20 protein-coding genes are annotated in these 19640 nt (G+C 67.1%); 12 read left to right on the forward strand and 8 right to left on the reverse strand.

What is annotated here, in order from left to right; all coding sequences use genetic code 11:
* Positions 1-50: 50 nt before the first annotated feature.
* On the reverse strand, positions 51-1310 hold the full coding sequence (locus tag LZ605_RS12890; RefSeq protein ID WP_057496693.1) for a threonine/serine ThrE exporter family protein: 1260 nt from the start codon (positions 1308-1310) through the stop codon (positions 51-53).
* 92 nt (positions 1311-1402) lie between these two features.
* Between LZ605_RS12890 and LZ605_RS12895 the strand changes: the two genes are divergently transcribed.
* From LZ605_RS12895 to LZ605_RS12910, 4 genes are read left to right on the forward strand one after another with little or no spacing between them, the layout of a single operon-like run.
* Complete coding sequence (locus tag LZ605_RS12895) at positions 1403-2524, forward strand: MlaE family ABC transporter permease (RefSeq protein WP_107232264.1); 1122 nt, start codon at positions 1403-1405, stop codon at positions 2522-2524.
* A 1-nt stretch (position 2525) separates the two neighbouring features.
* Complete coding sequence (locus tag LZ605_RS12900; protein WP_249841986.1) at positions 2526-3353, forward strand: ABC transporter ATP-binding protein; 828 nt, start codon at positions 2526-2528, stop codon at positions 3351-3353.
* 3 nt (positions 3354-3356) lie between these two features.
* Positions 3357-4283 (forward strand): MlaD family protein, encoded by a 927-nt coding sequence (locus tag LZ605_RS12905; protein WP_057496696.1) that lies wholly within the window; start codon positions 3357-3359, stop codon positions 4281-4283.
* The gene (locus LZ605_RS12910; protein ID WP_249841987.1) at positions 4280-4918 is read left to right on the forward strand and encodes an ABC-type transport auxiliary lipoprotein family protein; all 639 of its coding nucleotides are present in this window, start codon (positions 4280-4282) and stop codon (positions 4916-4918) included. Before LZ605_RS12905 ends, LZ605_RS12910 begins: the two co-directional genes overlap by 4 nt.
* Positions 4919-4986: 68 nt before the next feature.
* On the opposite strand, the gene LZ605_RS12915 is transcribed toward LZ605_RS12910, so the two are convergent.
* A complete protein-coding gene (locus tag LZ605_RS12915; RefSeq protein ID WP_249841988.1) occupies positions 4987-5577 on the reverse strand; it encodes an alpha-ketoglutarate-dependent dioxygenase AlkB family protein in 591 nt (196 codons plus the stop codon).
* Positions 5578-5695: 118 nt separating this feature from the next.
* Between LZ605_RS12915 and LZ605_RS12920 the strand changes: the two genes are divergently transcribed.
* A complete protein-coding gene (locus tag LZ605_RS12920) occupies positions 5696-7744 on the forward strand; it encodes a glycoside hydrolase family 99-like domain-containing protein (RefSeq protein ID WP_249841989.1) in 2049 nt (682 codons plus the stop codon).
* A gap of 35 nt (positions 7745-7779) precedes the next feature.
* On the opposite strand, the gene LZ605_RS12925 is transcribed toward LZ605_RS12920, so the two are convergent.
* Positions 7780-8412: a CoA transferase subunit B gene (locus LZ605_RS12925; RefSeq protein WP_249841990.1), complete on the reverse strand. Its 633-nt coding sequence runs from the start codon at positions 8410-8412 to the stop codon at positions 7780-7782.
* A 1-nt stretch (position 8413) separates the two neighbouring features.
* Positions 8414-9148 (reverse strand): CoA transferase subunit A, encoded by a 735-nt coding sequence (locus LZ605_RS12930; protein ID WP_249841991.1) that lies wholly within the window; start codon positions 9146-9148, stop codon positions 8414-8416.
* A 139-nt stretch (positions 9149-9287) separates the two neighbouring features.
* Here LZ605_RS12930 and LZ605_RS12935 point away from each other — a divergent pair, with 139 nt between their 5' ends.
* Positions 9288-10634, forward strand: a complete 1347-nt coding sequence (locus LZ605_RS12935; RefSeq protein ID WP_249841992.1) for a phosphomannomutase — start codon at positions 9288-9290, stop codon at positions 10632-10634.
* A 12-nt stretch (positions 10635-10646) separates the two neighbouring features.
* The gene (locus tag LZ605_RS12940) at positions 10647-12050 is read left to right on the forward strand and encodes a mannose-1-phosphate guanylyltransferase/mannose-6-phosphate isomerase (RefSeq protein WP_249841993.1); all 1404 of its coding nucleotides are present in this window, start codon (positions 10647-10649) and stop codon (positions 12048-12050) included.
* 75 nt (positions 12051-12125) lie between these two features.
* On the opposite strand, the gene rfbD is transcribed toward LZ605_RS12940, so the two are convergent.
* The 4 genes from rfbD to rfbB are packed head-to-tail and all read right to left on the reverse strand — an operon-like array spanning position 12126 to position 15533.
* Positions 12126-13025, reverse strand: a complete 900-nt coding sequence (rfbD, locus tag LZ605_RS12945) for a dTDP-4-dehydrorhamnose reductase (protein ID WP_249841994.1) — start codon at positions 13023-13025, stop codon at positions 12126-12128.
* On the reverse strand, positions 13022-13579 hold the full coding sequence (rfbC, locus tag LZ605_RS12950; RefSeq protein ID WP_249841995.1) for a dTDP-4-dehydrorhamnose 3,5-epimerase: 558 nt from the start codon (positions 13577-13579) through the stop codon (positions 13022-13024). Before rfbC ends, rfbD begins: the two co-directional genes overlap by 4 nt.
* Positions 13576-14463 (reverse strand): glucose-1-phosphate thymidylyltransferase RfbA, encoded by an 888-nt coding sequence (rfbA, locus tag LZ605_RS12955; RefSeq protein WP_249841996.1) that lies wholly within the window; start codon positions 14461-14463, stop codon positions 13576-13578. Before rfbA ends, rfbC begins: the two co-directional genes overlap by 4 nt.
* 14 nt (positions 14464-14477) lie before the next feature.
* Complete coding sequence (rfbB, locus tag LZ605_RS12960) at positions 14478-15533, reverse strand: dTDP-glucose 4,6-dehydratase (RefSeq protein WP_249841997.1); 1056 nt, start codon at positions 15531-15533, stop codon at positions 14478-14480.
* Between the two features lie 290 nt (positions 15534-15823).
* Here rfbB and LZ605_RS12965 point away from each other — a divergent pair, with 290 nt between their 5' ends.
* The 5 genes from LZ605_RS12965 to LZ605_RS12985 all read left to right on the forward strand — a co-directional run bounded on the left by LZ605_RS12965 (position 15824) and on the right by LZ605_RS12985 (position 19638).
* Positions 15824-16570, forward strand: coding sequence for an electron transfer flavoprotein subunit beta/FixA family protein (locus LZ605_RS12965; RefSeq protein WP_012509979.1), 747 nt, complete (start codon positions 15824-15826; stop codon positions 16568-16570).
* On the forward strand, positions 16570-17508 hold the full coding sequence (locus tag LZ605_RS12970; protein WP_107232252.1) for an electron transfer flavoprotein subunit alpha/FixB family protein: 939 nt from the start codon (positions 16570-16572) through the stop codon (positions 17506-17508). Before LZ605_RS12965 ends, LZ605_RS12970 begins: the two co-directional genes overlap by 1 nt.
* A gap of 155 nt (positions 17509-17663) precedes the next feature.
* A complete protein-coding gene (locus LZ605_RS12975) occupies positions 17664-18635 on the forward strand; it encodes a glycosyltransferase family 2 protein (RefSeq protein ID WP_249841998.1) in 972 nt (323 codons plus the stop codon).
* Entirely contained in the window at positions 18632-19393 is a 762-nt protein-coding gene (locus LZ605_RS12980; RefSeq protein WP_249841999.1) for a hypothetical protein, read from the forward strand. Before LZ605_RS12975 ends, LZ605_RS12980 begins: the two co-directional genes overlap by 4 nt.
* Positions 19390-19638, forward strand: a complete 249-nt coding sequence (locus tag LZ605_RS12985; protein WP_249842000.1) for an acyl carrier protein — start codon at positions 19390-19392, stop codon at positions 19636-19638. Before LZ605_RS12980 ends, LZ605_RS12985 begins: the two co-directional genes overlap by 4 nt.
* The last annotated feature ends 2 nt before the right edge of the window (positions 19639-19640 follow it).

Raw genomic sequence — 19640 nt, forward strand, 5'->3', positions numbered from 1 at the left:
GTTTTTCATTCTTCGGCGTGTGGACCAACGGTCCACACCCACCGACATCATCACAGGGTTTTGCGGGCCGGCATCAGCAGGTTGCCGAACAGCAGGCCGGCCACCAGCGCCATCACCACGTTGAGCACGGTGAGGAACACGCTTTGCCCGGCACCCACGTCCTGCTGCTGGACCAGGGTCAGCACGCCGCGCAGGCTGGTGCTGCCGGGCACCATCATGATGATGCCGGGCAGGCGGATGATCGCGCCCGGGCGGCCGACCAGGCGGCCGAACAGGTTGCCGCCGGCGGTCAGCAGCATCGCCGACAGGAAGATGCCCGCCGGTGCACCCCAGGCATGGCCACCGAACTTGGAGATGGCATAGCCGGCCACCGACGCGGCGATCACCCATGGATAGTCGCGACGGTTGGCCTTGAACAGCATCGCAAAGGCGAATGCCGCGGTCAGCAGCGAGCCCCACTCCACCCACGGCCCCTGCGGCCGCGCGGCGCGGATCACCGGGTCCAGGCCGAGCACATCGGCCAGGGTCACCGCGATCATCGCGCCGACACTGAGCTTCATGATGGTGGTCAGCGCGCCGGCGAAGCGCGCCGTGCCCGATACCCAATGCTGGCTGGCCAGTTCGTTGACCGCGTTGGTCAACGACATGCCGGGCAGCAGCACCACCAGCGAGGCGATGATCACGGTGTTGAGGTTGAGCGCACCGATGAAGGAAGCCACCAGCGTGGCGACCATGCCGGCCAGCAGCGCGGCCAGCGCCTCGGCCGCCTCGCGGGTGGCCGGGCGACGGTCGGTGACCATGCCGAGCAGGCCGATCATCAGGCCGATGACACCGGCGGTGGCGATGTCCAGCCACGGCAGTTTCCACATGCCGGCCACGCCGGCCGCGCCCAGGCTGAAGGACAGGATGGTGCGCAGCTTGCCGCGCCGTCCCGGATCCTTGTCCAGCTGGCGCAGCGCCGTGTGGCCCTGGGCGATGCTCATCCGGCCGTTGGACACTTCCTCGGCGATGCGGTCGGCCACGCTGAGCTTGTGCAGGTCGTTCTCGCCGGGAGCCAGGCGGATCACCCGGGTGATGTCGCTGGAACCGATCGCCTGTGCCGGGTCACTGAAGCTGAGGATGATACCGGTGGGATTCGACCACGGTTCACAATCCAGATCGAGCTGGCGTGCCAGTGCCACCACCGCCGTTTCCAGGCGCTGGGCCGTGGTGCCATAGCTGTGCAGGCGTCCGGCGATCTCGGAAACGAAGGCCACGCGCTGTGCGTAGGTGGCCTGGGGCGTGGGGATCGTGTGAGCGTCTGCGGACATGCGCCGTAGTATTACCTACGCCGGGCCCTGCCGGATAAATTCAGCCGGGTTCGACCCGACGCCCGCTACAGAACGGTTATGCTGCGATCCGAATGGCCCACGTGACCCCGAACCACGCCCCCCAGCTCGAGCAGGACGCCCATGATCCGGGCCTGATCCACCTGTCCGGCACCTGGACCTTGAAGACCGCGCTGGCCGCGGCCGAGGTCCTGCATGGCGTTCCCGACAAGCTGACCGGCATCGATGCCACCGGCATCGAACAGCTGGACTCGGCCGGCGTACTGCAGGTACTGCGTGTGGCCCATCGCGCCGACCTGGGCGAAGAGGCCCTGCAGTTCCGTCCGGATCATCAGGCGCTGGTGTGCACCATCGAGGAAGTGGCCGACGACCGGCCCAAACCCAAGCGCGATTTCGGCGTGCTGGCCGCGCTGGAGCGCCTTGGTGTCAGCGTGCATGCCACCGGCCACAACATCAAGGCGCTGTGCAGCTTCCTCGGCGAGAACCTGGTCAAGGCCGCACGCCTGGTCAAGGAACCGCGCCGGTTCCGGCTCACCGCCACCGTGCACCAGATGGAACAGGTGGGCCTGGATGCGGTGCCATTGGTGGCGCTGCTGTCCTACCTGGTCGGCGCGGTCATCGCCTTCCTCGGCTCCACCATCCTGCGTGACTTCGGCGCGGAGATCTATGTGGTGGAGCTGGTGAACATCGCCTTCCTGCGCGAGTTCGCCGTGCTGCTGACCGCGATCGTGCTGGCCGGCCGCACCGCCAGTGCGTTCACCGCGCAGATCGGTGCGATGAAGGCACGCGAGGAGATCGATGCGATGCGTACGCTGGGGCTGGACCCGGTCGATCTGCTGGTGCTGCCGCGCCTGCTGGCACTGCTGGTCACGCTGCCGCTGCTGACCTTCATCGCGATGATCGCCGGCCTGGCCGGCGGCATCACCGTGGGTGCGTTCGACCTGGATATTCCGCCACAGATGTACATCGCGCGCATGCACGAGACGATGGAAGTGCGGCACATGCTGGTCGGCCTGTCCAAGGCACCGGTGTTCGCGCTGGTGATCGGCCTGATCGGCTGCCTGGAAGGGCTGAAGGTGGAAGGCACCGCGCAGTCGGTGGGTGAACGCACCACCTCCAGCGTGGTGCAGACCATCTCGCTGGTGATCATCATCGACGCCTTCGCGGCGTTGTGGTTCATGCACATGGACTGGTGAGATGACCACATCGCCTGCCACCGAAACCCTCGACATGCGCGATGGCGACGGCCACGAGCTGGCCATCCGCGTGCGCGGGCTGGTCAACCGCTTCGGCAGCCAGACCGTGCACGAAGACCTGGACCTGGACGTGCGCCGTGGCGAAATCCTCGGCGTGGTCGGGGGTTCGGGTACCGGCAAGTCGGTGTTGATGCGCTCCATCCTCGGCCTGCGTACGCCCGATGCGGGGCAGATCGAAGTGCTCGGCCGCAACGCGCGTGCCGACGATGCCGAAAGCCGCCTGCACATCGAGCGCAACACCGGCGTGCTGTTCCAGGATGGCGCCCTGTTCTCCTCGCTGACCGTGGGCGAGAACGTGCAGGTGCCGCTGAAGGAGCACCACCGCGAGCTGCCCGAGCGCTGGCACTACGAACTGGCGCTGTTGAAGGTGAAGCTGGCCGGCCTGTCGGCCGATGCGATCAACAAGCTGCCCTCGCAGCTGTCCGGCGGCATGCGCAAGCGCGCCGGGCTGGCACGTGCGCTGGCACTGGATCCACCGCTGTTGTTCCTGGATGAGCCCACCGCCGGCCTGGATCCGATTGGTGCGGCGGCATTCGACCGCCTGATCAAGACCCTGCAGGAAGCACTGGGGCTGACCGTGTTCCTGATCACCCATGACCTGGACACGCTGTACGCCATCTGCGACCGCGTCGCCGTGCTGGCCGACCGCAAGGTGGTCGCCAACGCACCGCTGCCTGACATCGAGAAACTGGATCATCCGTGGATCCAGGAATACTTCCACGGACCGCGTGCGCGTGCCGCGCGCGGCGAACAGATCGAGAGTGCCTGAGCCATGGAAACCAAAGCCAACTACGTGCTGATCGGCGCGTTCACCCTGATCACCGGCCTGGCCCTGCTGGCCTTCGGCCTGTGGGCGGCCAAGTACTCATCCGACCGCACCTGGCAGGAATACCGCGTGGTGTTCCGCGAGGCGGTGACCGGCCTGTCGGTCGGCAGCCCGGTGCAGTACAACGGCATCGCGGTCGGCTCGATCACCGAGCTGAACCTGGTTCCCGATGACCCGCGCCAGGTGGTCGCGCGCATCCGCCTCAATTCGACCACGCCGGTCAAGACCGATACCCGCGCCAAGCTGGCGATCACCAGCCTGACCGGGCCGTCGATCATCCAGCTCAGTGGCGGCACGCCGCAGTCGCCGGCGCTGACCACGGTCAACAAGGACCCGGCACCGATCATCCCGACCACGCCCTCGGCGCTGCAGAACATCACCGATGTGGCCAACCGCATCGTCGAGCGCATGGACCAGATTCTCAGCGACCGCAACGTGGCCTCGATCAACGCCACCCTGGCCAACCTGGAAACCATCAGTGGGGGCCTGGCCGACCGCGACCAGGGCACCCAGGCGCTGCTGCTCAGCGCGCGTGATGCCGCGCGCAGCCTGGATACCACGCTGAAGACCACCAACGGCACCATCGAGCGCCTGGACAAGAACCTGGTGCAGCAGCTGCCGGGCATCATCGACAAGCTCGACGCGACCCTGGCCAAGCTCGATTCGGCGGCCGGCAACGCCGATTCGATCCTGGGCGAGAACCGCGCGGCCATCAACAGCTTCGCCAACGATGGCCTGGGCCAGCTGGGCCCGACCCTGACCGAACTGCGCGGCCTGATCCGCGACCTGCGCCGGGTCAGCGACCGCCTCGAGAACAACCCCGCGCGCTACCTGCTGGGCCGCGACGCACCGAAGGAGTTCGAACCCAAATGAACCCGATGCCGCTTCCGCGCCTGCTGCTGGCCGCTTCGATGGTCACCCTGCTGGGTGGCTGCTCCATCCTGGGCAGCAGCGAGAAAACGGCGGTGACGCTGTACTCGCCGGCCGTGCAGGTCAAGGCCGATCCGTCGTGGCCGCAGGCCAGCTGGCAGCTGGTGCTGGCCAAGCCCAGCGCCGCACGCATGGTCGACAGCCCGCGCATCAATGTGCGGCCGACGCCTTCGCAGCTGGAGATCTACAAGGGTGCCAGCTGGGCGCAGCCGGCCACCGACATGATCGAAGACACCCTTCTGCGCGGCTTCGAGGACTCCGGCCGCATCGGTGGGGTGGCCCGCAGCGCTGCCGGCATCCGTGCCGACTACAAGCTGTCCACCGACGTGCGCCGCTTCGAATCGGACTATCAGGGGCAGGCCACGCCGACAGTGGTGATCGAGCTCAACGCCAAGCTGATCCACGTGGCCGACCAGCGTGTGGTCGCCGACCGCACGTTCCGCCAGGCACAACCGGTCGGCAGCACGGACGTGCCGGCGGTGACCGCCGCCTTCGAACGCGGCCTGCAGCAGCTGGCGCAGGACGTGGTCGGCTGGACCCTCACCAGCGGCCAGGCGGACGCCGGCAGCAAGCGCTGAAGCGTAGCGGGGTCGGATCCCTTCCGCAGCGCGAAAGGGCTCTGACCCCATCTGCGCTGACCCCGCCCTCACCCGCGCGGCGTGATCCAGCGGAACGTCAGGTTGATGCGCTCGCCCTGCACCCGCGCCATCTTCGGCAGCGCATGCTGGTAATAGCGCTGGGTCGGCCCGGCCATCACCAGCAGGTCGCCGTGGCCCAGCACGAATTCGGCCTTGCGCGCCGGATCATCGCGCCGGCGCAGCAGGAAGCGCCGTGCTGCACCGAGGGTCAGCGAGGCGATCACCGGTGCCGGCCCCAGCTCCGGTTCGTCGTCGCTGTGCCAGCCCATGTAATCGCCGCCACTGCGGTAGCGGTTCAGCAGCACGCTGTTGAAGCGACCGACACCTTCGGCCTGCAGCTGCTCACGCAGAGCCTGCAGCGCAGGCGGCCAAGGCTGCGGCACGAAGTCAGCGCCGGAGTAGCGATAGCGGGCCTGTGGGTCGCCGATCCAGCAGCTCAGCCGTGGCGAGTCCACCCAGTGGCCGAACATGCGGATGCGATGCACCTCCCAGGGCACGTTGGCCTGCAGCCCGGCCATCAGGGTATCGGCCCGGGCAGCGGCCAGCCAGCCCGGCAGGTGCTGGACATCGGCATCGGGCAGGTGGTGAGGGAAGAGCATGGCCACACGCTAGCATGCCGGTGTTTGCCGTCACGGCCGCCAGCGCTGAAAATGCCCGCATGACCGTTGCCCCGATGCCGATCCCCGTGTTCCGCCTGCCGTCCTGGTACCACCCCCGATGAGCCTGCGCCAGACACTGTACCCGCTGCTGCGCGCCGCGTTCCGGGCGCTGCCGCTGCCACAGGCACAGCGCGACCGGTTGCGCGCGCGGCTGCTGGCGCGGCATGCCGATTGGGTGCCGCCGCCGCCGCGGGGCCAGCGCGATGCCGAGCGTGCGCCGGCCAACGCGCAACTGCGCTGGCGCGCCGACGAGGCGGCCATCGGTTACCGCCCGCAGCTGTCGCAGGCGCTGCCTTCCACGCTGCCGGCCACCCTGGTCGCCTTCTACCTGCCGCAGTTCCATACCTTCCCCGAGAATGACGCGTGGTGGGGCAAGGGCTTCACCGAATGGCGCAACGTCACGCGTGCACTGCCGCAGTTTGAAGGGCACGTGCAACCACGCCTGCCGGCGGACCTGGGCTTCTACGATCTGCGCAACCGGCAGGTAATGCGTGACCAGGCGCAACTTGCGGCCGAGCACGGCATCGGCGCGTTCTGCTTCTATTTCTACTGGTTCAGCGGCCGCACCCTGATGGAAGATCCGGTGCGCCAGTGGCTGGCCGATGACAGCATCGAACTGCCGTTCTGCCTGTGCTGGGCCAACGAAAACTGGGCACGCCGCTGGGATGGCCGCGACGAAGACATCCTGATCGGCCAGCAGCACAGCGCCGAAGACGATCTGGCCTTCATCGCCCACGTGGCGCCGTACCTGCGCGACCGCCGCGCCCTGAAGGTCGATGGCCTGCCGATGCTGCTGGTCTACCGCCCCAATCTGCTGCCCGACGCGCAGGCCACCGGCGAGCGCTGGCGCCGCTGGTGCCGCGACCACGGCATCGGCGAGATCCATCTGGCCTACGTACAGGGGTTCGAACGTCCGGATCCGCGCGACATCGGCTTCGACGCGGCCATCGAGTTCCCGCCGAACATGAGCAATCCCGGCTCGTTGTCGGCACAGCAGTGGCTGCTCAACCCGGAGTTCCATGGCGATGTGCGCGACTGGCGCGAACTGGCGGCCGACATCGCTGCACGCCCGCTGCCGGACTATCCGCTCTATCCCGGTGTGAACCCCGGGTGGGACAACGAGGCGCGCCGCTCCGGGCGTGGCCGCGTGTACCTGCACGCCTCGCCGCGCGGCTACCGTGACTGGCTGCGCAGTACCGTGCATGAGCGCCTGTCGACGGCAGCGCAGAACCAGCGCCTGGTCTTCATCAACGCCTGGAACGAATGGGCCGAAGGCGCCGTACTGGAACCCGACGCACGGCTCGGCCACGCCTGGTTGCAGGCAACGCGCGAAGCGCTGTCACCGGCACCGGCCGGGAATCGGCAACCGGCGGTACACATCCATGCCTGGTATCTGGAAACGCTGCCGGAGGTGCTGGGCGCGCTGCGCGAGGCGTCGCTGCCGTGGCGGATCATCGTGACCACGCCGGCGCATCAGGTCGAGGCGGTCCAGCAGGCGCTGTCGGCACAGGGGCTGCAGGGTGAGGTCAGCGCGGTGGAAAACCGGGGACGCGACATCCTGCCCTTCCTCGAAGTGGCCGAGCGGCTGCTCCAGGATCACCACGATGTGGTGCTGAAGCTGCATACCAAGCGCTCAACCCACCGCGCCGACGGCGATCAATGGCGGCAGGAACTGCTGCAACGGCTGGTACAGGGCGGGCGCGCCGCACGCCTCCACGCCGCCTTCCAGGCCGACCCTGCATTGGGCATGGTGGCCGCTGAGGGCCACCTGCTGCCGGTGAGCGGTTTTGTGGGCGGCAACGGCCCCGCGCTGGCGCGCCTGCAGGCCCGGCTGGGCCTGCGGCAACCGCTGCAGGCCAGCCGCTTTGCGGCCGGCAGCATGGGGTGGTGGCGGCTGCGGGCGCTGCGCCCGTTGCTGGACGCACACCTGTATCGCAGTGACTTCGAGGCTGAACACGGCCAGATCGATGGCACCCTCGCCCATGCCATCGAACGTGCACTGGGCGCCTGTTGCGAGCAGGCCGGGCTGCGCATGGTCAGCGCAGCGGCGTGCCTGGGCGAGCCCGACATCGACGACGGCGACTACGCCTACGCACGGCGCAGCTGAACGCAGGGGCCCGCATGGGCCCCTGCCGGTACGGGTCAGGCGCGCTGGAAAGCGACGCCGGTCTTTTCCTTCAGCTCGTCATCGTCGACACCCGGCGCGGCTTCCACCAGCCGCAATCCGTCATCGGTGACATCGAACACCGCCAGATCGGTGATGATGCGGTCGACCACGCCCACGCCGGTCAGCGGCAGCGTGCATTCGGCCAGGATCTTGTGTTCGCCGTTCTTGGCAGTGTGCTCCATCAGCACCACCACGCGCTGTACGCCGGCCACCAGGTCCATCGCACCGCCCATGCCCTTGACCATCTTGCCGGGCACCATCCAGTTGGCCAGGTCGCCCTTGTCGGTCACCTGCATGGCGCCGAGGATGGCCAGGTTGACGTGGCCACCGCGGATCATCGCGAAGCTGTCGTGGCTGCCGAAATAGCTGGCGCCGGCGCGGGCGGTGACGGTCTGCTTGCCGGCATTGATCAGGTCGGCGTCGACTTCGGCTTCGGTGGGGAACGGGCCGATGCCGAGCAGGCCATTCTCCGACTGCAGCCACACATCCACGCCCTCGGGGATATGGTTGGCGACCAGGGTCGGCAGGCCGATGCCCAGGTTCACGTAGGCACCGTCGGTCAGTTCCTGGGCAGCGCGCGCCGCCATCTCGTCACGGGACCACGCCATGTCAGTTGCCCTCCGCGCGGATGGTGCGCTGTTCGATGCGTTTTTCAGGGTGCGCGTTGTGCACGATGCGGTGCACGTAGATGCCCGGCAGATGCACCTGGTCCGGATCGATGGCGCCCACCGGCACCACCTCCTCCACTTCCACGATGCAGACCTTGCCGGCCATCGCACAGGCCGGGTTGAAATTGCGCGCGGTCTTGCGGAACACCAGGTTGCCGGCTTCGTCGGCCTTCCACGCCTTGACCAGCGCCACGTCGGCGCGCAGCGCGGTTTCCATCACGTAGTGCTTGCCGTCGAACTCGCGTGTTTCCTTGCCTTCGGCCACCACCGTGCCGTAGCCGGTGGCGGTGAAGAATGCCGGGATGCCCGCGCCGCCGGCACGCAGGCGTTCGGCCAGGGTGCCCTGCGGATTGAACTCCAGCTCCAGCTCACCGGCCAGGAACTGCCGCTCGAATTCCTTGTTCTCGCCCACGTAGGACGAAATCATCTTGCTGATCTGCCGCGTTTCCAGCAGCTGGCCCAGGCCGAAGCCATCGACGCCGGCATTGTTGGAGATCACGGTCAGGCCCTTGGCGCCGCTGTCACGCAGTGCAGCGATCAGCGCCTCGGGAATGCCACACAGGCCGAAGCCTCCCACCGCCAGGGTCTGGCCATCGGCGACCACGCCCTCCAGCGCCTGGGCCGCGCTGGCAAAGCGCTTGCTGCGCCTGCCGCCGGTCGTTGCCGGGTTGCTCATCTACGCCCTCACCTCGTTGATGTAATGCGCCCATTCTAGGCCAGCCGCTGCACCGGTCACGTGGCGTTGCGGCATGGAAACGCTTCCCATACAGCGCAGGCAATACAATCTGGGGCTGAGCTCACCAAGGATCCGATCGATGCCCCTGCCCGCCTTCAAGGCCTACGACATCCGCGGCCGCGTGCCGGAAGAACTGAACGAAGATCTGGCACGCCGCATCGGCGTGGCCCTGGCCGCGCAGCTCGCGCCGGGCCCAGTGGTCCTCGGCCACGACGTGCGCCTGACCAGCCCGGCACTGCAGGACGCGCTGGCGGCCGGTCTGCGCGGCACCGGCCGCGAGGTGATCGACATCGGCCTGTGCGGCACCGAAGAGGTCTATTTCCAGACTGATCATCTGGGTGCCGCCGGCGGCGTGATGGTTACCGCCAGCCACAACCCGATGGATTACAACGGCATGAAGCTGGTCAAGGAAAACGCACGGCCGATCAGCTCCGATACCGGCCTGTTCGCGATCTCCGATGCGGTGGCCGCCGATACCTCTGCGGCCGAGCCCGCGCGCGCCGGCCAGGTCGCCCAGCACGACAAGAGCGCCTACATCGATCACCTGCTGAGCTACGTCGATGCCGGCAAGCTCAAGCCGCTGAAGCTGGTGGTCAATGCCGGCAACGGGGGCGCCGGTGCCATCGTCGATCTGCTCGCCCCGCACCTGCCGTTCGAGTTCATCCGCATCTGCCACGAACCCGATGGCAGCTTCCCCAACGGCATCCCCAACCCGCTGCTGCCGGAAAACCGCGCCGCCACCGCCGACGCGGTGCGCGAACACGGCGCCGATTTCGGCATCGCCTGGGATGGTGACTTCGACCGTTGCTTCTTCTTCGACCACAGCGGCCGCTTCATCGAGGGCTACTACCTGGTCGGGCTGCTGGCCAAGGCGATCCTGGCGCGCCATCCCGGCGGCAAGATCGTGCATGACCCGCGCCTGGTCTGGAACACCGTGGACATGGTCGAGCAGGCCGGCGGCGTGCCGGTGCAGTGCAAGAGCGGCCACGCCTTCATCAAGGAGAAGATGCGCGCCGAGGACGCGGTGTACGGCGGCGAGATGAGCGCCCACCACTACTTCCGCGAGTTTGCCTACGCCGACTCCGGCATGATCCCGTGGCTGCTGATCGCACAACTGGTTTCCGAAAGTGGCCGCTCGCTGGCCGACTGGGTGGAGGACCGCATGGCCGCCTATCCGTGCAGCGGCGAGATCAATTTCAAGGTGGCCGATGCCAAGGCCGCCGTGGCGCGCGTGATGGAGCATTTCGCCGCGCAGTCGCCGGCGCTGGACCACACCGATGGCATCAGCGCCGACTTTGGCGACTGGCGCTTCAACCTGCGCAGTTCCAACACCGAGCCGCTGCTGCGCCTGAACGTCGAGTCGCGCGGCGATGCCGCGCTGATGCAGGCGCGCACCGATGAGCTCTCCCGCCTCATCCAGCAGTAACCGGGGAAGACCATGAGCAGCCTCCAGCCTGTCATCCTGTCCGGCGGATCCGGCACCCGCCTTTGGCCGCTTTCGCGCGAGGCCTACCCGAAGCAGTTCCTGCCGCTGGCCGGCGAACTGACGATGCTGCAGGCCACCTGGCAGCGCGTGGCGCCGCTCGCCGCGCGTGGGCCGCTGGTCATCGCCAACGAAGAGCACCGCTTCGTCGCCGCCGAGCAGCTGCAGCAGGTGGGCGCCGAACCGGCCGCGATCATCCTCGAACCGGTCGGCCGCAACACCGCGCCGGCGATCGCCGTGGCCGCGCTGGAAGCCACCCGCGACGGCGCCGATGCGCTGCTGCTGGTGCTGCCCTCCGACCACGTGATCACCGACGAGGCGGCGTTCCGCGCGGCGGTCCAGGCCGCCGCCGGTGCCGCCGAAGCCGGCAAGCTGGTCACCTTCGGCATCGTGCCGACCGGCCCGGAAACCGGCTACGGCTACATCAAGGCGGCCGATGGCCAGGGCGTGCGTGCAGTCGAGCGCTTTGTCGAAAAGCCCGACCTGGAGACCGCCAGCGGCTATGTCAGCAGCGGCCAGTACTACTGGAACAGCGGCATGTTCCTGTTCAAGGCCTCGCGCTACCTGCAGGAACTGGAACGCTTCCAGCCGGCGATGCTGGCCGGCAGCCGCAGTGCCTGGCAGCAGGCCCGCCGCGATGCCGACTTCACCCGCCTGGACAAGGATGCCTTCAGCGCGGTGCCGTCCGATTCAATCGACTACGCGGTGATGGAAAAGACCGCCGATGCGGTGGTGATTCCGCTGGATGCAGGCTGGAATGACGTCGGCTCGTGGACGGCGCTGCGCGATGTCTCACAGCAGGACGGCGACGGCAACGCCCACCACGGCGATGTGATCGCCATCGATTGCCGCAACACCTACGCCTACGCGCAGCGCCTGGTGGCGCTGGTGGGGCTGGACGATGTGGTGGTGGTGGAAACCGATGACGCGGTGCTGGTCGGCAAGGCCGACCGCATGCAGGACGTCAAGGCGGTGGTGGCGCAGCTGAAGGCCGAAGGCCGCAGCGAGGCCACCTGGCACCGCAAGGTCTATCGTCCGTGGGGTGCCTACGATTCGATCGACAACGGCGAGCGTTTCCAGGTCAAGCGGATCACGGTCAAGCCGGGCGGTACGTTGAGCCTGCAGATGCACCACCACCGCGCCGAACACTGGATCGTGGTCAGCGGCACGGCCGAGGTAACCCGCGGCGACGAGGTGATCCTGCTCAGCGAGAACCAGAGCACCTACATCCCGCTGGGCGTGACCCATCGCCTGCGCAACCCGGGCAAGCTGCCGCTGGAACTGATCGAAGTGCAGTCGGGCAGCTATCTCGGCGAAGACGACATCGTGCGCTTCGAGGACACCTACGGACGCAGTTGATCCGGCGCCCGTTGGTGGGGGTGGTGCCGACCGTTGGTCGGCACACGGTGCAGGCTCAGTCGAGCAAGCTCGACGCTACGCGGCGGCCACCTCGGCCATCACCCGCTTCAGGCCGTCCTGCCACGCCGGCAGCACGATGCCGAAATCCTGCTGCAGCTTGCGGTTGTCCAGCACCGACCAGGCCGGACGCTGGGCCGGGGTCGGGTACTCGGAACTGGCAATCGCTTCCACCGCCGGCACTTTGGCCAGCACGCCGGTCGCCAATGCCTGCGCGAAGATCGCCTCGGCGAAGCCATGCCAGCTGGTCTGGCCACTGGCAGTCAGATGCCAGGTGCCCGACAGCTGGCCCGGATGCTGCAGTGCCTGCGCGGTGACATCGGCAATCAGCGCGGCCGGCGTCGGCGTACCGATCTGGTCAGCCACCACCCGCAGCTGGTCACGCTCGGCCCCCACGCGCAGCATGGTGCGCATGAAGTTCGCGCCGTGCGAGGCATACACCCACGCCGTGCGGAAGATCAGATGGCGTCCGCCTGCGGCACGCACGGCATCCTCGCCGTCGCGCTTGCTGGTGCCGTACACGCCCAGCGGTGCGGTTGGCTCGTCTTCGCGATACGGCGCAGTGCCCTGGCCGTCGAACACGTAGTCGGTCGAGTAGTGCACGAACGGCACGTTGTGGGCCGCACACCAGCGCGCGATCACGCCCGGCGCCTGCGCGTTGGCCGCGAACGCGGCCTCAGCGTCCTGTTCGGCACGATCCACCGCCGTGTAGGCGGCGGCATTCACCACCACCGACGGCTGCAGGCGATCCAGCAGCGCCGGCAGGCTGTCAGGCTGGCCGAAGTCGGCCGCCTCACAGGCACTGCCATCGGGCAGCTGGCCGCTGCGCGTGGTGGCGACCACTGCACCCAGCGGCGCCAGCGCGCGCAGTAGCTCCTGGCCGACCTGGCCGTTGCCGCCGAACACCAGCACCGTCATGGGGTGTAGACCGGCAGGCGGTCCTCAGCGATGTCCTTCAGGAACGGCGCGTTCTCGTCCTTGGCCGACAACGTCGGCGCACTGATCGGCCAATCCACGGCGATATCGGCATCGTTCCAGCGCACGCCGGCATCGAAGTCCTTCAGGTAGACCTCGGTGCACAGATAGCTGAACACCGCACGCTCGGACAGCACGGCAAAGCCGTGGGCGAAGCCTTCCGGAATCCAGAACTGCTTCTTGTTCTCCGCACTCAGCACCACCGCTTCCCACTGGCCGAAGGTCGGCGACCCGCGACGGATGTCGACGGCCACGTCATAGACCTCGCCTTCCAGCACGCTGACCAGCTTGCCCTGCGGGCGCGGCCACTGGTAATGCAGGCCACGCAGCACGCCCTGCGCCGAAGTGGAAACATTGCTCTGCACGAAGCGATCCGGCAGGCCCAGCGCAGCGAAGCGCTCGGCATTCCAGGTCTCGAAGAAATAGCCGCGCGCATCACCGAACACGGCCGGTTCGATCACCACGCAGCCGGGCAACTTGGTTTCAATCACTTTCACGGAACAACTCCACGCAATGCCAGCTTGTGCAGGTACTGGCCGTAGCCATTCTTGATCAGCGGCGCCGCCAGCGCTTCCAGCTGTTCGGCGTTGATCCAGCCCTGGCCGAAGGCGATTTCCTCCGGGCAGCAGACCTGCAGGCCCTGCCGGGTCTGGATGGTTTCGATGAAGTTGGACGCTTCCAGCAGCGACTGGTGGGTGCCGGTATCGAGCCAGGCATAGCCGCGGCCCAGCGCTTCCAGGTGCAGGTTGCCCTCGGCCAGGTAGCGCTTGTTGAGATCGGTGATCTCCAGTTCGCCACGCGGCGACGGCTTCAGTTCGGCTGCGTGCGCGCTGGCATTGCCGTCATAGAAGTACAGGCCGGTCACCGCATAGTTGGAACGCGGGTTCTCCGGCTTCTCGACCAGGTCGATGACCTTGCCGGTCTTGTCGAACTCGGCCACGCCGTAGCGTTCCGGGTCGTTCACCCAGTAGCCGAACACGGTGGCACCGTCGGTGCGCTCATCGGCGCGCTTGAGCACCTCGCGCAGGCCGTGGCCGTGGAAGATGTTGTCGCCCAGCACCAGGCAGCTCGGTTTGCCGGCCACGAAGTCGCGGCCGATCAGGTAGGCCTGGGCCAGGCCATCGGGGCTGGGCTGCACGGCGTACTGGATGTCCATGCCCCACTGCGAGCCGTCGCCCAGCAGCTGCTGGAACAGCGCCTGCTCGTGCGGGGTGTTGATGATCAGCACCTCGCGGATGCCCGCCAGCATCAGCACGCTGAGCGGGTAATAGATCATCGGCTTGTCATACACCGGCAGCAGCTGCTTGCTGACGCCCTTGGTGATCGGATACAGCCGGGTGCCGGAACCGCCGGCCAGGATGATGCCTTTGCGTTGGGTCATGTCGTCTCCTGGGTTCAGGCCGCGGTGCCGATGCGCTGCAGGCGGTAGCTGCCGTCCAGCACGCCGTTGACCCATTCCTGGTTGTCCAGGTACCAGTCGACGGTGAAGGTGATGCCCTGCTCGAAGGTGTAGGCCGGTTCCCAGCCCAGGTCGTTCTTCAGCTTGGAGGCATCGATCGCATAGCGGCGGTCATGGCCGGGGCGGTCGGTGACATAGGTGATCTGGCTGCTGCGCGGCTGGCCGTCCGCACGCGGGCGGCGCTGGTCCAGCAGTGCGCAGATGGCCTGCACCACTTCGATGTTCTGCTTTTCCGAATTGCCGCCCACGTTGTAGGTCTCGCCCACCTGGCCCTTGGCCAGCACGGTGCGGATCGCCTCGCAGTGGTCGGACACGAACAGCCAGTCGCGCACCTGCTTGCCATCGCCGTACACCGGCAGCGGCTCGCCGGCCAGCGCCTTGGCGATCACCAGCGGAATGAGCTTTTCCGGGAAGTGGTACGGGCCGTAGTTGTTGGAGCAGTTGGTGGTCAGCACCGGCAACCCGTAGGTGTGGTGGAACGCACGCACCAGGTGGTCCGAAGCGGCCTTGGACGCCGAGTACGGGGAATTGGGCGCATACGGGGTGGTTTCGCTGAACTTGCCGGTCTCACCCAGGGTGCCGTACACCTCGTCGGTGGACACGTGCAGGAAGCGGAACGCTGCGCCCTGCTCGGCCGGCAGCGCCTTCCAATGGTCGCGCACGGCTTCCAGCAGGCCCAGGGTGCCTACCACGTTGGTCTGGATGAAGGCGCCCGGGCCGTCGATGGAACGATCGACGTGGCTTTCGGCGGCGAAATTCAGCACCGCCTCCGGCTGGTGCTCGGCCAGCAGGCGGGCGACCAGCTCACGATCGCCGATGTCGCCCTGCACGAACACGTGGTTGGGGTTGCCCTCCAGGCTGGACAGGGTCTTCAGGTTGCCGGCGTAGGTCAGCACGTCAAGGTTGACGACCTTGATGCCGCGAGCGACGGCTTCGAGAACGAAATTACCGCCAATGAATCCGGCGCCGCCGGTGACAAGCCATGTGGGCACTACCTGTTCTCCTGATCGAAATGTCATCCATGGGGCGCACGTGGGCGCTCCCGCACAGCGGCACAGCATACATGCCCCCCGTCTTCACGACTGCCAGTGTGGCGTGAATGGCGCTCCTGGCAGGCCCGTTTCATGCCGCGATGCAGCATCACCATACGCATTCGCATGGTCGCCCCAAGCCAGCTAGAATCGGGATCCCACCCCCGAACCGGTTGCTGTTGCAGGACCGGATGTTCCCCCCAGCAAATGTGAGCCGGCCAGCGGCCGGCACTACAAGGACCCCGTACCAGATGAAAATCCTCGTCGCGTACAAGCGCGTGGTGGACTACAACGTCCGCATTCAGGTCAAGCCGGACGGTTCCGGCGTGGTCACCGACGGCGTCAAGCTGTCTCCCAATCCCTTCGACGAAATCGCCCTGGAAGAAGCCCTGCGCCTGCGCGACAAGGGCATCGCCAGCGAAGTCGTGGTCGCCACCATCGCCCCGGCCGACGCCCAGGCGCACCTGCGCAATGGCCTGGCCATGGGCGCCAACCGCGCCATCCACGTCGTCACCGATCAGGCCATCCAGCCGCTGACCGCCTCGCGCACGCTGCTCAAGCTGATCGAGAAGGAACAGCCGGACCTGGTGATCCTGGGCAAGCAGGCCATCGACGACGACGCCAACCAGACCGGCCAGATGCTGGCCACGCTGTGGGGCCGCCCGCAGGCAACCTTCGCCAGCAAGCTCGAGATCGCCGACGGCAAGGCCACGGTGACCCGCGAAGTCGATGCCGGCCTGGAAACGCTGGAAGTCGATCTGCCGGCCGTGGTCACCACCGACCTGCGCCTGAACGAGCCGCGCTTCATCAAGCTGCCGGACATCATGAAGGCCAAGGCCAAGCCGCTGGAGACCCTGCAGCTGGCCGACCTCGGCGTTGAAGCCGCCGACACCTTCAAGACCACCCAGTACGCCGCGCCGTCCAAGCGCAGCAAGGGCGTGATGGTCAAGGACGCGGCCGAACTGGTTGCCGCACTCAAGCAGAAGGGGCTGCTGTAATGAGCAAGATTCTCGTCATCGCCGAGCACCACGACGGCAAGCTCAACGCCGCCACCGCCAAGACCGTCAGCGCTGCGGCCGCGATCAGCGGCGCCAGCATCGACGTGCTGGTGCTGGCCGCCGATCCGGCCGCCGTCGCCGCCGAAGCGGCGAAGATCGCCGGCGTCGCCAAGGTCCTGACCGTGGCCAACGCCGCCAACGCGCAGGCCATCGCCCAGGTGCTGGCCCCGCAGATCGCGCAGCTGGCCAAGGGCTATACCCATGTGTTCGGTCCGTCGACCACCTTCGGCAAGGACCTGATGCCGTGCGTGGCCGCCCTGCTCGGCGTCAACCAGGTCTCCGACCTGATGAGCGTGGAAGGCAGCCACACCTTCAAGCGCCCGATCTACGCCGGCAACGCCATCATCACCGTGGAAGCCCCGGCCGACCAGATCGTGGTCGCCACCGTGCGCGCCGCGTCCTGGCCGGAAGCCGCCCAGGGTGGCAATGCCACCGTTGAAGCGGCCAGTGTGGACGCGGCCCTGCCGACCCACACCCGCTTCGTCGGCCTGGCCGCCGGTGCCAGCGACCGCCCGGACCTGCAGGCCGCCAAGCGCGTGGTCTCCGGTGGCCGCGGCGTCGGTTCGGAAGAGAACTTCAAGGTCATCTTCCAGCTGGCCGACAAGCTCGGTGCCGCCGTCGGTGCCTCGCGCGCCGCCGTCGATGCCGGCTATGTACCCAGCGATCTGCAGGTCGGCCAGACCGGCAAGATCATCGCGCCGGAGCTGTATGTGGCCGTGGGCATCAGCGGTGCGATCCAGCATCTGACCGGCATCAAGGACGCCGGCACCATCGTGGCAATCAACAAGGACGGCGATGCGCCGATCTTCGAGATTGCCGACATCGGCCTGGTCGGCGACCTGTTCGCGATCCTGCCGGAGCTGGAAAAGGCGCTCTGACTCACGCGACGGTGGCGGCGCCTGCGCCGCCGCCGTCATGCCGGACTCTGCCCGGGCGTCTATACTCTTCCGTTGTCGGATTTATCCCCTCCTGGCGGAAGCGCCGGCGCGATGGATCCGATTTCCCTGAAGATGGCGCCGAGGCCCACCACTCCATGACCGCTGTTCCGCCTTCCCCTCCGCAGCCGCACGTCGAACTGTCCGTCGTCGCACCTGTCTATGGCTGTAAAGGGTGCCTGGAAGATCTCGTCGATCAGGTCCAGGCTGCGGCAGGATCCATGGGCGTGTCGTTCGAGATGATTCTGGTCGACGACGCCAGCCCCGACGGCGCATGGCCGCGCATCCAGGAACTGGCTGCCAGCCGGCCCTGGCTCAAGGGCCTGAAGCTCTCGCGCAATTTCGGGCAGCACTCGGCCATTTCGGCCGGCATCGAGCACGCGCAAGGCCGTTGGACGGTGGTCATGGATTGCGATCTGCAGGATGTACCTGCAGAAATTCCCGGCCTGTACCGCAAGGCCGTGGATGAGCAGTTTGAAGCCGTGTTCGCGCAGCGGGTACAGCGGATGGACTCTCCGCTCAAGCGCCTCTCGTCGTGGGGGTTCTTTGCGGTGCTGGGTTGGCTGACCGGCGTACCGCAGGACCCTTCCACCGCCAATTTCGGCATTTTCCACCGCAAGGTCATCGATGCGGTCTGTGCAATGCCGGAGCGTGATCGCTCGTTCCCGCTGATGGTGAAATGGGCCGGCTTCCGCACCGGCAAGCTTCCCGTACGCCACCAGCAACGTGCAGAGGGTGAATCGTCCTACACCCTGCGACGCCTGCTGCGCCTGGCCATGAACATCGCTCTGGGTTATTCGGAGAAGCCGCTGCGCATGGTGGCCGGCACCGGCATGTTCTGCGCGCTGGTCGCCTTCGTCATGGTTGCCATCAGCCTCTGGCGCTGGTGGGACGGGGACATCCAGGTTGCAGGTTACACCTCGATCATCGCCGCCATCTGGCTGATTGGCGGCTTGATGATGTTCTCCATGGGCGTTGTGGGCCTGTACGTCGGCCAGGTCTTCCGCAACGTGCAGCGGCGCCCCTACTACATCGTCTCTGAAACGACCGTTCGCGGAGCGGCGCCATGACCCACCTGTCTGTGCAGGCGGACGGCGGCGTGGTCGAGGCGCGCCTGACGCCCTGGGACGAGCGCGCGCTGGGTTTCACCACCGCCGAGATCACCCGTCTGGATGCGGCCACCACCGACCAGGCGGCCGCATTGCTGGACCAGACCCAGGCCTGGGCCACGCAGCAGGGCGTCCACTACCTGTTCGGCCGCATCGATGCCAATGCGCATGCGCTGCGTGCCGCAGTGCTCGGCTGTGGCTTCCAGTTCGTTGAAACCTCACTGACGGTGTCACGCAGTGGCATGGGGCAGCTGCCCGCGGTCCCGCGCGGGATGCTGCCTGCGCTGCGACCGGCGGTTGCCGCAGACATCCCGCTGCTGCGGTCCATCGCCGCCGACGATTTCGGGCATGGCCGTTTTCTGGAAGACCCTGCCATCGACCCTGCACACGCACGTCTTCGCACCGCCAACTGGATCGAGGACCTGGTCAACGCGCAGCTGGTGCAGACCGCCGAATCACGCGGCCGCATCATTGGCTTCCATGCAGAGCGTGTCTTCGCGGACGAGCACAGGGCAGAGCTGCTGCTGACCGGCGCAGCCGCCCCGTACGCCATGCTGGCCATGCCGCTGTGGGTCACGGCACTGCAGTCGCTGGCCACCCGCGATATCCAGCGCTGCACGACGCTGGTGTCCGCCGCCAATACCGGCATCATCAATCTGTATGCCCGGCTTGGCTTCCAATTCAATTCATCTCTTAACGGATTCCGGAAATTCCTATGAGCAACTCCAGCAACGAAGATCAGGTTGTGGCCGTGTTCGCCCGCGTGTTGGGCATCGATGCGGCACAGGTGACTGACGAACTGCGTTACAACACGATTCCGCAGTGGGATTCGATCGCGCACATGTCCGTGGTCGCGGCGCTGGAAGAAGCGTTCAACGTCATGATCGACATGGACGAAGTGATCGACATGAGCTCGGTGGGCAAGGCGCGTGAAATCCTGCGCAAGCACGGCGCTGCTGTCTGACA

It is taken from the genome of Stenotrophomonas maltophilia, from assembly GCF_023518235.1.
Lineage (GTDB): Bacteria > Pseudomonadota > Gammaproteobacteria > Xanthomonadales > Xanthomonadaceae > Stenotrophomonas.